The sequence below is a fragment of the Pseudomonadota bacterium genome, from assembly GCA_041395565.1.
Lineage (GTDB): Bacteria > Pseudomonadota > Gammaproteobacteria > UBA9214 > UBA9214 > UBA9214.
In genome coordinates this window covers 20,681-33,677 of record JAWLAI010000003.1, presented here as the reverse complement: position 1 = coordinate 33,677, position 12,997 = coordinate 20,681, and the positions used below count along the sequence as shown (strand labels likewise).

Sequence of the window (12,997 nt, the reverse complement as noted above, 5' to 3'; positions counted from 1 at the left end):
GCTTTCGCTCCCGGCGTCAAGGGTTCCCTCGCTGCGCTCGGCGCGGCAGAGTTCAAACGTTATACGCATGAAAAAACATAGCCTCCTATTCGCATTATCTCTGTTACTGCTGTTGTCGAGCTTGACACGGGCTGACGATGTCAAGGAGTTTGACTTGGGCAATGGAATTACTGTTCAAATAGAAGAAGCGAGATTCTTGCCTGCTGAGCACGAAATTAAAAACTGCAAAGACTCAGATATGCCTTGCACAATAGATGGTTCATTCCCCTTTGGTGCCGCCTTCGATATGCCTCACTCATATCTCAAGCGGCTATCTCTATCTATATCTGGTAAATCCTATGATCTAGATACGGCAGGGATGTATAACGCTTGGGGTAACAGGCCGCTGGAGTACAAGGGCACAGTAAAATATCTTGGAGCACATTGTTATGACGAAAATAACTGTGCCTTACGTGGGCTATTTTCAGATGCTGCTGGTTCGTTTGTGGGCGAATGGCTTATTGTAAATGGCATGGCTAAACGAACAGTAATATCTTCTTCCGAAGATATTGTTCATCTGTTCATGAATAATATTGAGCCACCGTATTTTGAATGATGCGTATAACAAATCAGCCCAGTCCGACGCCTGCTACGCAGGCGCGGCTGGCTTCAGCCGTTAGGCTGAATAAACGTGCTTAGTCATTCATCAAAGTACTCGGCGCTCACGGATGAGCAACTGCGCCTGATTGGTTTCATCACCGTTGAGTGGTCGAACATTCAGTTTCTTTTAAGCATCCTTCTCAGTCGGCTTCTGCTCTCTCCCGAGTATCCGTCCAGAACGCATGCGGAGGGAAAGTCGGCGCTGAAACTTATCGAAGCCAATTGCGAGGCGCTTGAGATTCAAGAGCATCGATATAGGGGAGCACTGGTTGAGAAGGAGTCACTTGAGCTGATTCGTGCCTTGCTCAAAGAAATCGATCAGCTGAGGATAACTAGAAATCGGATTGCGCACTTCTGCTGGTCTCGTTCGCACGATAGTGAGCTATTTGGAACCCGGTTTTCTGGTGGTGTTCCGAGTGCCAAGAGAGAGAAGCGCGATGTTTCCGTCTTTTCTAACGAGGAGCTAGAAGCGGTAGGTGGCCGTTGTCATCAAATCGTGGAGAAACTGATTGGCGTCGTGTCAGAGCTGCCGGAAGTTACCGAAGAGGAAGCCATTGCAATCATTAAGGCCAAAAAAGCCTAACAAGGCGGTCAAGCCGTTCGCCTGCGGCTCACTCGGACGCTCAGCACTCCGCGGCTGCTCGCGCATGGCTTCGCCATTGTTGCGCGATCAGTCGCTCCGAGCTGAGCGCCGCTTACCTGGGCGTTAGAGGGCTTCCGAACTAGCTACTTGACGTCATGACGTCATAGTGCTATAAGTGGCCCATGAGCAAAAATCCCAAAAGAGCGACCGTTTACTTTGACCCCGAGTTACATCGGGCGCTTCGGGTCAAGGCTGCCGAGACCGATCGTTCGATGTCGGACCTGGTCAATGAGGCAGTTCAGCTTAGCCTTGCTGAAGACGCAGAAGATTTGGCGGCGTTCGAAGAAAGACAGAACGAGCCAAGCCTCCCATTCGAAGACGTCGTAAAAGATCTCAAGCGGCGTGGAAAAATATAGGGTCACAATCAGGCGTTCTGCGGTTAAAGAAATTGAAGCAATACCGCAAAAGAAAGAGCGGCAGAAGATAATTCGTCGTATAGGCCAACTGGCAGACGATCCACGCCCAGTTGGTGCAAAAAAACTATCCGGGCATGATAGATATCGAATACGTCAAGGTAACTACCGTATTGTTTACGGTATTGCTGATAAGGAACTTACCGTAACAGTCGTTAAGGTAGGGCATCGCAAGGATGTATATAAAGCCCTCTAACAAATCACTCCTGCCGATCGCCTTCGTCGCTGCTGCTCCTTCGGCGACGGCAGAGCTCAACTGTTATACGTCACCAAGGAAATAGATGAGTCCGACGATACACAGGGAAGGTGGGTACCGGTTCTTTTTCTTCTCCCGAGAGGAATCAAGGCCGCATGTGCATATTTATAGTCCTGATGGAGAAGCCAAATTTTGGTTAGAACCCAGGCTGGAGTTGGCGAAAAACTACCGATTGACTAAGATACAGCTGAAGGAAATCGAAACGATCATTGAAGGGCATTACGATGAGTTCAAGGCCGCATGGAATAGCCACTTCGGGAATTGAGGTTACAAATATCTCAAGCCATGGAGTCTGGTTGCTAGTGGGTGATTGTGAATACTTCATGTCCTATGAAGATTTTCCGTGGTTCAAGGATGCCCCGGTTGGAAAAGTACTTAATGTTGAAGAACAAAGCCCCGGTCATTTCTATTGGCCAGATCTCGATGTCGATTTGGGGTTAGAGACTATCGAGAATCCAGAGAAATTCCCGCTCAAAGCTAAGTGACGTATAACAAGTCACTCCTGCCGATTGCCTACGTCGCTTGCGCTCCTTCGGCAACGGCAGAGCTCCAACGTTATGTGCATCGAACCCAATAAGCGTGACTCCTTGACTGTAAATACAGTATAACTACAATATATTGCCATGGATGGGCTCAAATTCGAATGGGATCGCCGGAAGGATGCGGCGAATCGGAAGAAGCATGGCGTTTCTTTTTCTGAAGCAAAGACGGCATATTTTGATGAAAATGCACGAATTATTGCTGATCCTGACCACTCCGAAGGGGAGGATCGTTTTATCCTCCTGGGGCTGAGTTCTCAGCTTCGACTTCTTGTTGTATGCCATTGCTATCGGGAAGATCAGGACACCATTCGAATCATCTCAGCCCGTAAGGCAAATCGCTCCGAGCGGCGTGAATATGAGGGCTTTAGAAATGCGTGACAAATACGATTTTTCCAAATCCAAAAAGAATCCATATGCTTCGAAACTGAAGAAGCAAATTACTATCAGGCTTGACGAGGACACCATTGCCTACTTCAAGGCACTGGCCGAACAGAAAGGCATTCCTTACCAGAGCCTGATCAATCTGTATCTTAGGGACTGTGCAGAGCAGAGTCGGGATTTAAAGATAAAGTGGGCATGATGCACATAACAACCGCCTCCAAAGCGACGCGGCTACGCCGCGCGCCTGAGGCGAGCCGATAGCTGCGAAATGGAAAACGACGAACTCCTCGCTGCAGTAGCCGAACTAGAAGAAGGCCTTGGCCTTGCGAAAGGCTTTTTTGTTCGGCTCGTCACCGAAGATGATTGGTCATTCGTCATAAAACTCCATGCTTTATACGAAGCGGCGATTTCGAAGCTGATCACTGAGAAATTCGGAGAAAGCCGCCTTGAATCCTTCGTTTCTCGCCTTGAACTCGGAGATCGCGCTAGGGGGAAACTGAGGCTTGCGAAAGATCTAGAGCTCTTAGATGAAGAAGAACGCAAATTTATTTCGCCCTTGGTGAAGTGCGAAATGAATTCGTGCATGAGGTTAAGAGCACGGGAGAAAGTCTAGAGCGCTTTTTAAACGCAACGAGTAAAAAGAAGCAAAAGCACTACGTTGATGTTTTTGGCTTTACGTACGCGGAAACCTTGGAAATTGCTGGAGAGCGAGTCTCTTCGAAGGTGTTTGCGCGGGAAAACCTGCGCATAGCCATTTAGCATAATTCGATGCATGTGTTGGCTGTTATCTCTTCCATCACGGCTACTGAGCGCGCCAAGTACAAAATCAAAGACGCGATCTGGAAAATCCATGCTTTGCAAAGCAGCTAACAAGGCGGTCAAGTCGTTCGCCAGTGGCTCACTCGGACGCTCAGCACTCCGCGCCTGCTCGTGAATGGCTTCGCCATTGCTGCGCGATCAATCGCTCCGAGCTGAGCGCCGCTTACCTGGGCGCTAGGGGCGGAACATCTTATGGCCGTACATACATAATTGAGAGGAAGAGATATGTCACATACATCAAAATATCTGATGTTGATAGGGCTAATCTTAACTAGCCAGGCATACGCGGCTCCAATTACAGATTTTAGCGATCCTGCACTGGCTAATGGCGTGACTATCAATTTTGATCAGTATACGACCAATGAATATCTAAACGACTTCAGCGTTGGTCCTGTCTCCTTTGTCGATACCATACAATTTGGTGGCAATTATTTTTCTCAAGATGCCTTTGGTATTGGCCAATCCGGACGAGTTATTGGTTTGTATGGAGAGGCATTAATTAATTTTGACACGCCCATAAATGCAGTCGCTTTCTCACTTATGGCGATCAACGCTACAAGCTGGGAAATGAATGCGCTAAATGCGAATGGTGATCTCATTGAGCACCTAAATATCGTAAAACCTATAGGTAGCGCAGCAAAGGTGTTTGGAATCGCAGCACCAGGGATTTCTAGCATCCAAATTCTTTCTGGCACTTCTGGGATTAATCTTGATGCCATAACGATGGACGACTTTGTGTATGCCACAGTGCCAATACCATCGGCAGTTCTCTTACTGTTGTCTGGGATCACAATTCTTGGCACAGTGGCTAGAAAGCATAGCAATGGTATTTTAAGAATCGCGAAAAACCACCCCTAACAATGCCTTCCAGAGGACGTCGTCGTTGCCTCTGAAAGCAACTGTTAGACTGCAATTTCCGACTAGTAACCTGTAACGTTATAGGTTACACTCCTGTGCATGATACGGAGCTTCAAGCACAAGGGTCTCGAAAAATTCTTTCTGAATGGCACCAAGTCTGGAATCCAGGCCAAACATGCGAATCGTTTGAGGCTGATTCTGGGTCGTTTGAACGCTTCGACAAATCCAAAAGATATGGATCTTCCGGGCCTGAAATTGCATGAACTTGGAGGTAAGCGGAAAGGGATTTGGTCAGTCTGGGTCAGTGGAAACTGGCGTGTAACTTTTGCTTTTCATGGCAAGGATGCCGATGTAGTTGGTTATGAAGATTATCATTGAGGTGCCGTGATGAAGATGCACAATCCACCCCATCCAGGAGAAATCCTGCGAGAGCTATGTATAGAACCCCTGGGATTGAGTATTACCGAGGTTGCTGATGCCCTTGGTATTACCCGAAAGACCCTTTCAGCAATTCTCAATGGTCGTTCAGGTATCAGCCCTGAAATGGCGGTGCGACTTTCCCTTGCTTTTGGTACGAGCTCAGAGAGCTGGCTGAACCAGCAGACACAATATGATCTTTGGGAAGCAGAGAAGAAGCGGAAGCAGCTCAATGTCAAAAGGCTATCTGCAGCATAACAAGTCACTCCTGTCGACGCCCTTGACGCCGCTCGCTTTCGCCCGCGGAGTCAAGGGTTCCCTCGCTGCGCTCGGTGCGCCAAAGTTCAAACGTTGGCTGCACATAAGTTGAGATCGAACGTTGAATAGAGAAAACATCATTGCAGATCCATCTTCTTCTGATGCATCGTGGGTGTTTCTGGACGGCAGTACAAGATCGGCTGTAAATCTAAGAACGTCATTTGTTGGCATAGGCACATATCTGCCTGGCTGGCGGTGGTCCGAGCATGTGGGCAAACAAACGGGAAAGCCATCTGAGAATCACATAGGTTACATATTATCGGGTTCTTTTACCGTAAAAAGTGCCAGCGGAGAAGAGTCCGTTGTTGGTCCCGGCGAAGCTTTTGAATTGGCTCCGGGTCATGATGCATGGGTAAACGGTAACGAACCTTGTGTGGCATTGGACTTCGGCTGTAATGAAACACATGAAGTGAAGAATCGCAGCTAACAAACGGGTCAAGGGCGCTCCCTTCGGTCGCTGGGACCTACGCTACAATCCCATACCCAAAACGTTAGCCCCAAATCACAAGCATCCGGGATGGTATTTATGCAGAATGAGGCAGAGGTTCTCGCAGTTAACGCCGTCGATGTACCACCCCGTGCGAAATCGTCCATCTATCCAAAGCAATTTGCCTCGTACGTGGCGGGTAGAGAGAAACGTCAGCTTGGCGATTATTTCGGGCTCAAGAATTTCGGTGTCAACCTCACGCGGCTGACTCCGAATGCTGCCTCTGCGCTCCGTCATGCGCATTCAAAACAAGATGAGTTCGTTTATATTTTACAGGGGTATCCCACCCTTCGAACCGACGAAGGGCCCATTCGCCTTTCTCCAGGAATGTGTGCGGGAATGAGGGCTGGCACTGGACGTGCCTACAACTTGGTCAACGAAACGGCCGAGGAAGTAGTGTACCTAGAGATTGGCGATAGAACGCAAGGAGATGCGGTTATCTACCCAGATGATGATCTTCAGGCTTCATTTGTCGATGGCAATTGGAATTTTTTTCACAAGGATGGGACTCCCTATTGAATACACTCAACTAGGAGCGCAACTGTGGCTAACAAGGCGGTCAAGTCGTTCGTCGCCATGCTCCCCACCCGGACGCGCAGCGCTCCGCGCCTGTTCGCGCATGGCTGCGCCATTGTTGCGCGAACAATTGCTCCGACCAGAGAGCCGCTTGCCTGGGCGTTCGCCGTCTCAACCCAGAGCCTTTTGGCCCGTGTGATTTCCTAAAGTCATCACTGTTCTCATATTCTCAGGTCTCGTCGGTGGATGCAGCGTCCTTCAAGGAGGAAAATTACTTGCACCGCAGAGCTTTGGTTTAAGGGCTGTTTCACCAAACATTTATGTCGAGACTGGCGCGGACGAGACGACGCGTAGCAAACTTCGTGAAGCTATGGAGCGAGCAGAAGACGCCATACGTCTCGCATATGGCGGCGTGCAATCGCGCCCAATTGTTAACGCATGCATGAGCGAAGGATGTTACGAAGCCTTTGGCGGTGGGCGAGGATCAAAAGCGAAGGTCTACGGTAATCGCATCCTGCTTTCACCGCGTGGGCTGAACTGGCATTTTATCGCGCATGAGTGGTCTCACGATGAAATCCGCACCCGTCTTACCCTGGGTGCTTGGTGGCATATGCCGCAATGGTTTGATGAAGGAGTGGCCGTTGCGGTAAGTGAGGCGCCTGAGCATTCGGAATCTCACTGGCAATACCTGGTCGCTTGTAATATTCCGCGCCCCACAACGGAAGAGTTGCATGGCCTGAAATCATTGAGGCAGTGGCTTGGTGCAGTACACCGCTACGGTGAGGACAAGAACATCGAACGCAAAGCAAAAGGCGAAGAAGAAATCCGCCCCGTCTATACGGCGGCAGGGCATGAACTGCGTCCTTGGCTCGCGCAAGCTGGTAACACGGGTCTTCTTGCCTTCATAGCACGTATTAATAACGGCGAGGACTTCGAGTCGGCCTATCAGACTGCAGACACTGCAGTCGAGAAGGGCGCTCCGCAAGCTGCGCTTGCTCCACGCTCCTCGCCTTGATCGTTATATCTACTAGTGCAGCGATGAATTACCGTACAACGTTAATCCTGTTTCTGGCGTCAACGGCAATTGTAATCGCCAGCGCGGCGGAAGGCAGTGATGTCGAATCGAAGGCTGCATGTTTCAACGACGGTGGGTTAGAAGGCGCATTGGGAGTGTTCATTCGAGAGGGATACAATGATGTTGAGGTGGCCCGAAGGAACGATGCTGGTGCGCTCACATTTCAGTTTGATCTTGGCAAGGCGGAATACAAGGATTCCGAGCTACACGCATGCGACTATTTGAAAAGTTTCAATCCTTTTCAATGGGTACCGTGTAAGTCGGGTACTTTTCATATCGAACACCTCGTGCCGCGAAAGCTCCTCCAAGCGAATTACCGAATCGTGCTCAAGGACGGCTCGGAGAAAAGTGGCAATATGTCGGCAACCTTTATGTCCAAGAATCGAAGAATGAACGGTATGACAAGGTGTTGAAGTCGCACGCTTTGCTCACAGGGGCGCCCGTCACTCCGTGCCTTTTTGCGAATGGCTGCGCCATTTTTTCGCAACGGCATTACGCGCTGGCCGTCCCTTAACGCGGTGTTATGTGACTAACAATGATTGATACGGGATCAATACTTTACCGTACGCGCCAGGCATGGAAGCTTCATGTATATCTCTTATTAAATATTATTGGCATCATATTGTTTGTTTTTCTTATCCTGCATCAATTTTCGGTGGTGCGCAGTCTCTATTTCAGCGATCTGGCGTTAACTGTACTGATGCTCGCTGTATTAATGCTGGCGCAACTATCAGTCCTAAACATCAGGTGTCCGAAATGCAAAGGACGTTGGTGGTTGTATTTTCTCAGATCGCCAATTGGATCGGCGAAGGACAGAGATATCCGGTCTCAGAAGAGGTGCCCGAAATGTGGATTTACGGGTTAGGTCGTCACACAACAAATCAGTCGTGTGCGCCCGCCTTCCAGGCGGGCCGGATGTGCGTTACGCGCGCACCACTCATTTCAACCCTCAGCAGAAAATCGAACCAAAAAAGTACCCGGGCAAAAAAGAGTGCAACAACCCATTGGGCAATTACACTGGAAACACGATGAATCGTAATCCCAGGAACATCACGGATCTGCTCATGCTTAATCACGCCGGATGTGTCAAAGCGGTGCGTTATGGCCTGCTCGTTGCGCTCGCAGCTAGTTTGGTGGCATGCGCATACGGAAACAATTTCGTACGGCCCGCTGAAAGTGCGCTGGTTTTAGGCGTCACGACAAAACAGGATGTCAACGGGTTGATGGGGCGGCCGGTATCGACACGAGCGGTGGTCGTCAACGACAAATCACTCGACATTCTCAATTATGTGTACTCTGATGCAGCCAATCTCGGGGCCTCAGATGCGCCTGACGTGGTGCCCGGTCGTCTGCTCCAGCTGCACTTTTATGAAGACATGCTTGTTGGGAAGCTGTTCAGAAGCTCATTTGAAAGTGACAGTACCTTTTTTAAGGTCGAGTCTGCCAGCAGGATCAAGCCGGGCACTACGGAGCAGCAACTATATGCGGTGCTAGGTGCACCTAATGGCGTGTTTCAATATCCATTGACTTCCAATCAGGAAGACAAGGGACTGATATACGAATTCAACGAGATGCTGGTTGGTGCCGACGTGAGGTTTATTGGCAAATTGGCAGTGGTGATCGATCCTTCAGGCATTGTCAAAGAGGCCAAGCTGATTGACCGGGTAGAGCGCACCGGACTGCCGCCGCTTGATGACCTTACACCGAAATGGTCTCAGCTGAAAACCGATATGAGCCAGAAAGACGTATACGGCCTCCTCGGGGTTCCTTCACGCACCGTGGACGAGACCCTGTCTGGCACGCAGACAGGATACTTGTACTGGCACTATCCTTTCGGCGATCTGATTTTTAGCGGATACGCACTCGGAAGTTCATTCGAAGCCACAAATGGGCGACTCAAAGAATGGAAGTATTGGAGGCGATAGCAGCGGCGCCTGCCAATGCGTCACTCGGTCGCTACGCGCCGGTGCTTGATCGTTAGCCACTAAGGCCAAGTGCCGACGAGGAACAGTCTGATTCTCTGTCTCAATGGGGGCGTGACATGCCAATACCAGGAAAGAACAGGATTTGCCTGTGGTACGACGGTGGTGCTGAAGAAGCGGCACGCTTCTACGCCGATACATTCCCGGATACCTGCGTCGGCGCCGTGTACTGCGCGCCGGGCGATTTTCCGTCAGGAAAGAAGGGAGACGTGCTGACCGTGGAGTTCACCGTTATGGGTATCCCCTGTCTCGGACTCAACGGCGGGCCTGCGTTCACGCAAAGTGAGGCGTTTTCGTTCCAGGTGGCAACCACGGATCAAGCTGAAACGGATCGTTATTGGAATGCGATCGTTGGCAATGGTGGCCAGGAAAGTGCCTGCGGCTGGTGTAAGGATAAGTGGGGGGTGTCGTGGCAAATAACACCGGTGGCTCTGTCGGAAGCTATCGCCAACCCCGATCCGGCTGCCGCGAAGCGCGCATTCGATGCGATGCTGGAAATGAAAAAAATCGATATCAGTTCAATTGAGGCGGCGCTGCGTGGTTGAATGATAACTAACGACGGCATCAAGTACACGCGCTGCCAGCGCAGTCAATAGACCTCGCTTGCACGCGATCGCTCAGGCGGGATGTTGGGTGCGCGACTTGAAGGCTTCAAAAGCCTGTCCTTTGTGAACAGTTCTTCGACACCACGGCTCGTCGTGTTGACCGTTTTGGTTATGGGCGCTTTCGCAACAAATTCACTTCTTTGCAGGGAAGCACTGGCGTCCAGATCAATTGGAGTTGCGGAGTTTACGTTTGCGCGACTCGTGTCGGGTGCCGCTGTACTCTGGTTGTTGGTCGCCCTGCGCGGTGGCAAGCGCGATGTCGGTGGCGATTGGCTCTCGGCCGCGGCACTTTTTGGTTATGCCGCCTGCTTTTCATTCGCTTACTTAACATTGAGCGCAGGAACGGGGGCATTATTGCTGTTTGGGGCGGTTCAGATCTCGATGATTTCCTGGGGCCTGCTTCGGGGCGAGCGTCTTACATCCTGGCAGTGGTTCGGTCTGGCGTCGGCCTTTGCCGGGTTGGCCTGGTTCGTATCACCCGGTGTCGAGGCGCCGCCGCTGTTGGGCGCGGTTTTGATGGTTGCGGCAGGGATATGCTGGGGTATCTATTCGCTGCGGGGGCGCGGTACAAGGAATGCGACCGTGGCTAGCGCCGGCAATTTCATTAGGGCTGTGCCATTGGCCGCGGCACTATATCTCCTGGCATTCGATAGTTCGGATCAGTCGACGTGGGTGGGTTGGGTTTTGGCAATTGCATCCGGTGCGCTAGCCTCGGGGCTCGGCTATGCGCTGTGGTACTCGGTACTCCCAAGGCTGACGGCGGGAACGTCGGCGACGGTGCAATTGAGCGTTCCGCTGATTGCGGCAGTCGGTGGCGTACTTTTCCTGGGCGAAGCGCTTACAATTCGGTTGGAGGTTGCTGCTGCTGTCGTACTTGGCGGGATCTACATTTTCGTACATTCTGGCAGTCGCGCATAGTGTGCCCAACCAGACGCTGCAGCAGACGCGAGACCCGCCAGCCGCCTCGCTTGCGTAAAGCGCCCGTCGCGTCAGGCGCGGCCGAGCTTCGGCGCTATGTGGCTTCAGGAGCATAACGGGAGACCTTGATGAATGACCATCGAAACAGGTCAAAGGCGGTGGATGAATACGTTGCGCAATTTCCTCCAGAAACCCGGTTGGCGCTCGAAGAATTACGGCGTTGCATCCGGCATGCAGCGCCAAATGCCTCAGAACTGATCAATTACAAGATACCGGCTTTTGCCCTGGTGGCGGGCGGGAAGCGCGACCAGCAAATCATGATTGCTGGCTTTTCGAAGCATGTCGGGTTTTATCCCTCTCCGGCAGTCATCGACGCATTTGCTGAGCGGCTTGCCGGGTACAAATTCGCGCAAGGATCCATTCAATTTCCATTGCACAAGCCCATTCCCAGGGCGCTTGTCATTGCGATGGTGGAATACAGGCTGGCCCAATTACACAAGAGAGGATAAGTTGCATATCATGTCGCCACACGATGTTTCCTTCGGCCGCTGGAGGCTGCGCGCCAGAGTCGTACAGCGCCGGCTGGCTCCACGTTCGGCGTCACTGGCGTAACACCATGGTAAAACCATGACTTACGTGTTGCTGGCACTGGCCAGCCTCATTGCAGTCGGCATCGTCTGGCGCGTGCTGTCGAACCGCCAATCACTCCCGTGCCCGCCTTGGCTTGGCCGGCTGGTCGAAATCGACAACCCCTTTGCGCGCTCCAATCGCGCCGGTTTCATCGTCGACAGCCTGTCGCTTATCCCGGGCATGCAGGTGCTGGACGCCGGCTGCGGTCCGGGTCGGGTGACTATCCCGCTCGCCGGCGCGGTCGGACCTGACGGCGTCGTTTGCGCTGCCGATCTCCAGCAGGGCATGCTCGATCGCGTTGCAGAAAAGGCCCGGGCAGCAGGCCTCACGAATGTTACAACCATCCGCGCCAGCCTCGGGGCAGGGCACCTCGAACCCGACAGCTTCGACCGGGCGGTCATCTGTGCCGTGCTGGGCGAAATCCCGGACCGCGCGGCAGCGCTCGCTGAGCTGTTTCGTTGCCTGAAGCCTGGTGGGCTATTGGCAATCGCCGAACTCATCTTCGACCCACACTTTCAGTCGCGCTCCTCCGTGCGCGCACTGGCAAATGGCGCCGGCTTTGTCGAGCGCGCCGCGTATGGAAATCGCCTTGCCTACCTGCTTATCATGGAGCGTGCGCAGTGAAGACGAACCGCTCGTTCGGGCAGGCGTTATTGGTCATTGGCGAGCAGTCGCGGTCGCACGCCGGCCGCCGCAGACGTCAGCGTGTAAGCGCATAGCCAGCCGCATTGCAGGAGTTTTTCCATGAGAAAGCTCATCGCCTCCACGTTCGCATCACTGGACGGCATCATGCAGGCGCCTGTTGGACGGTGGAATCCCTGCCCATGAGAAGCAAGGGCAAGATTGCGGCCTGGAATGACGAGAAGGGGTACGGCTTCATCTCCCCGATGACAGGCGGTGCCCGGACATTCATACATATCAAGGCCTTCGCAAACCGAGCGCGCCGCCCGTCAGTTGGGGATATCGTAACCTACTCCGTGACGGCGGATTCCAAGGGGCGGCCGATTGCGGCGGGGGCGGCGTTGGCCGGCGTTAGGGATAGGGCAAGACCGGGCAGGCAGGGTGGCAAACCGGCCCAACTACTCGCGCTAACCTTCCTGTTGCTGGTCACGCTTGCCGCCGTGGCCGCGGCAGTACCCCCGCAGGTGCTGGGCCTCTATCTCGGTGCCAGCCTCGCTACCTATGCCGCATACGCGCGCGACAAAATGGCAGCGGAAAGGTCCGGTAGGCGGATCCCCGAAAACAACCTGCATGTTCTGGGCCTCGTTGGTGGTTGGCCCGGCGCGTTGCTTGCGCAAGGCAGGTTGAGGCACAAAACGCGGAAGCAGCCGTTTCGTGCCGTATTCTGGGCAACCGTAATCCTGAACTGCACGGCATTGGCCTGGTTGCTTACCCCGGGTGGGCGAAGCGCATGGCAATCGCTGATATCCTTGCTTGCGTGAAAGCGCGTGACACACTCCCGCTCGACGCAGCCATGCTGTGCGGCCATGCCGTGTTC

Annotated in this window: 22 protein-coding genes; 21 read left to right on the top strand and 1 reads right to left on the bottom strand. The window is 52.6% G+C overall.

Annotation, left to right across the window (positions count from 1 at the left end):
* Window positions 1–67 precede the first annotated feature (67 nt).
* From R3F42_03410 to R3F42_03370, 9 genes are all read left to right on the top strand, one after another.
* Window positions 68–595: a hypothetical protein gene (locus tag R3F42_03410; protein ID MEZ5541071.1), complete on the top strand. Its 528-nt coding sequence runs from the start codon at window positions 68–70 to the stop codon at window positions 593–595.
* A gap of 75 nt (window positions 596–670) precedes the next feature.
* Window positions 671–1,222, top strand: coding sequence for a hypothetical protein (locus R3F42_03405; protein MEZ5541070.1), 552 nt, complete (start codon window positions 671–673; stop codon window positions 1,220–1,222).
* Between the two features lie 182 nt (window positions 1,223–1,404).
* Window positions 1,405–1,638, top strand: a complete 234-nt coding sequence (locus R3F42_03400; GenBank protein ID MEZ5541069.1) for a ribbon-helix-helix domain-containing protein — start codon at window positions 1,405–1,407, stop codon at window positions 1,636–1,638.
* On the top strand, window positions 1,625–1,891 hold the full coding sequence (locus tag R3F42_03395; GenBank protein ID MEZ5541068.1) for a type II toxin-antitoxin system RelE/ParE family toxin: 267 nt from the start codon (window positions 1,625–1,627) through the stop codon (window positions 1,889–1,891). The genes R3F42_03400 and R3F42_03395 overlap by 14 nt, the downstream gene beginning before the upstream one ends.
* A gap of 85 nt (window positions 1,892–1,976) precedes the next feature.
* Window positions 1,977–2,216 carry a DUF4160 domain-containing protein gene (locus tag R3F42_03390; protein MEZ5541067.1) on the top strand — a complete coding sequence of 80 codons (240 nt, stop codon included), beginning with the start codon at window positions 1,977–1,979 and terminating at the stop codon, window positions 2,214–2,216.
* Entirely contained in the window at window positions 2,176–2,436 is a 261-nt protein-coding gene (locus R3F42_03385) for a DUF2442 domain-containing protein (GenBank protein MEZ5541066.1), read from the top strand. Before R3F42_03390 ends, R3F42_03385 begins: the two co-directional genes overlap by 41 nt.
* Window positions 2,437–2,574: 138 nt before the next feature.
* A complete protein-coding gene (locus tag R3F42_03380; protein ID MEZ5541065.1) occupies window positions 2,575–2,871 on the top strand; it encodes a BrnT family toxin in 297 nt (98 codons plus the stop codon).
* A complete protein-coding gene (locus R3F42_03375; GenBank protein MEZ5541064.1) occupies window positions 2,864–3,073 on the top strand; it encodes a BrnA antitoxin family protein in 210 nt (69 codons plus the stop codon). The genes R3F42_03380 and R3F42_03375 overlap by 8 nt, the downstream gene beginning before the upstream one ends.
* Window positions 3,074–3,142: 69 nt before the next feature.
* Window positions 3,143–3,487: a hypothetical protein gene (locus R3F42_03370; GenBank protein ID MEZ5541063.1), complete on the top strand. Its 345-nt coding sequence runs from the start codon at window positions 3,143–3,145 to the stop codon at window positions 3,485–3,487.
* An 8-nt stretch (window positions 3,488–3,495) separates the two neighbouring features.
* Here the strand turns inward: R3F42_03370 and R3F42_03365 are convergent, their stop codons facing one another.
* The gene (locus R3F42_03365) at window positions 3,496–3,756 is read right to left on the bottom strand and encodes a hypothetical protein (GenBank protein ID MEZ5541062.1); all 261 of its coding nucleotides are present in this window, start codon (window positions 3,754–3,756) and stop codon (window positions 3,496–3,498) included.
* 162 nt (window positions 3,757–3,918) lie between these two features.
* Between R3F42_03365 and R3F42_03360 the strand changes: the two genes are divergently transcribed.
* From R3F42_03360 to R3F42_03305, 12 genes are all read left to right on the top strand, one after another.
* Complete coding sequence (locus tag R3F42_03360) at window positions 3,919–4,551, top strand: VPLPA-CTERM sorting domain-containing protein (GenBank protein ID MEZ5541061.1); 633 nt, start codon at window positions 3,919–3,921, stop codon at window positions 4,549–4,551.
* 99 nt (window positions 4,552–4,650) lie between these two features.
* Window positions 4,651–4,929, top strand: coding sequence for a type II toxin-antitoxin system RelE/ParE family toxin (locus R3F42_03355; GenBank protein MEZ5541060.1), 279 nt, complete (start codon window positions 4,651–4,653; stop codon window positions 4,927–4,929).
* A gap of 9 nt (window positions 4,930–4,938) precedes the next feature.
* Window positions 4,939–5,226: a HigA family addiction module antitoxin gene (locus R3F42_03350; GenBank protein MEZ5541059.1), complete on the top strand. Its 288-nt coding sequence runs from the start codon at window positions 4,939–4,941 to the stop codon at window positions 5,224–5,226.
* Window positions 5,227–5,812: 586 nt separating this feature from the next.
* Entirely contained in the window at window positions 5,813–6,292 is a 480-nt protein-coding gene (locus R3F42_03345) for a cupin domain-containing protein (GenBank protein MEZ5541058.1), read from the top strand.
* Between the two features lie 439 nt (window positions 6,293–6,731).
* Window positions 6,732–7,304 (top strand): hypothetical protein, encoded by a 573-nt coding sequence (locus R3F42_03340; protein ID MEZ5541057.1) that lies wholly within the window; start codon window positions 6,732–6,734, stop codon window positions 7,302–7,304.
* 23 nt (window positions 7,305–7,327) lie between these two features.
* Window positions 7,328–7,777, top strand: coding sequence for a hypothetical protein (locus R3F42_03335; protein ID MEZ5541056.1), 450 nt, complete (start codon window positions 7,328–7,330; stop codon window positions 7,775–7,777).
* Between the two features lie 504 nt (window positions 7,778–8,281).
* Window positions 8,282–9,289 carry a hypothetical protein gene (locus tag R3F42_03330; protein ID MEZ5541055.1) on the top strand — a complete coding sequence of 336 codons (1,008 nt, stop codon included), beginning with the start codon at window positions 8,282–8,284 and terminating at the stop codon, window positions 9,287–9,289.
* A 116-nt stretch (window positions 9,290–9,405) separates the two neighbouring features.
* Entirely contained in the window at window positions 9,406–9,891 is a 486-nt protein-coding gene (locus R3F42_03325; GenBank protein MEZ5541054.1) for a VOC family protein, read from the top strand.
* A gap of 81 nt (window positions 9,892–9,972) precedes the next feature.
* A complete protein-coding gene (locus R3F42_03320; protein MEZ5541053.1) occupies window positions 9,973–10,869 on the top strand; it encodes a DMT family transporter in 897 nt (298 codons plus the stop codon).
* 128 nt (window positions 10,870–10,997) lie between these two features.
* Complete coding sequence (locus R3F42_03315; GenBank protein MEZ5541052.1) at window positions 10,998–11,378, top strand: DUF1801 domain-containing protein; 381 nt, start codon at window positions 10,998–11,000, stop codon at window positions 11,376–11,378.
* A 118-nt stretch (window positions 11,379–11,496) separates the two neighbouring features.
* Window positions 11,497–12,123 (top strand): methyltransferase domain-containing protein, encoded by a 627-nt coding sequence (locus R3F42_03310; GenBank protein MEZ5541051.1) that lies wholly within the window; start codon window positions 11,497–11,499, stop codon window positions 12,121–12,123.
* A 200-nt stretch (window positions 12,124–12,323) separates the two neighbouring features.
* Entirely contained in the window at window positions 12,324–12,941 is a 618-nt protein-coding gene (locus R3F42_03305) for a DUF1294 domain-containing protein (protein ID MEZ5541050.1), read from the top strand.
* Window positions 12,942–12,997: the final 56 nt, after the last annotated feature.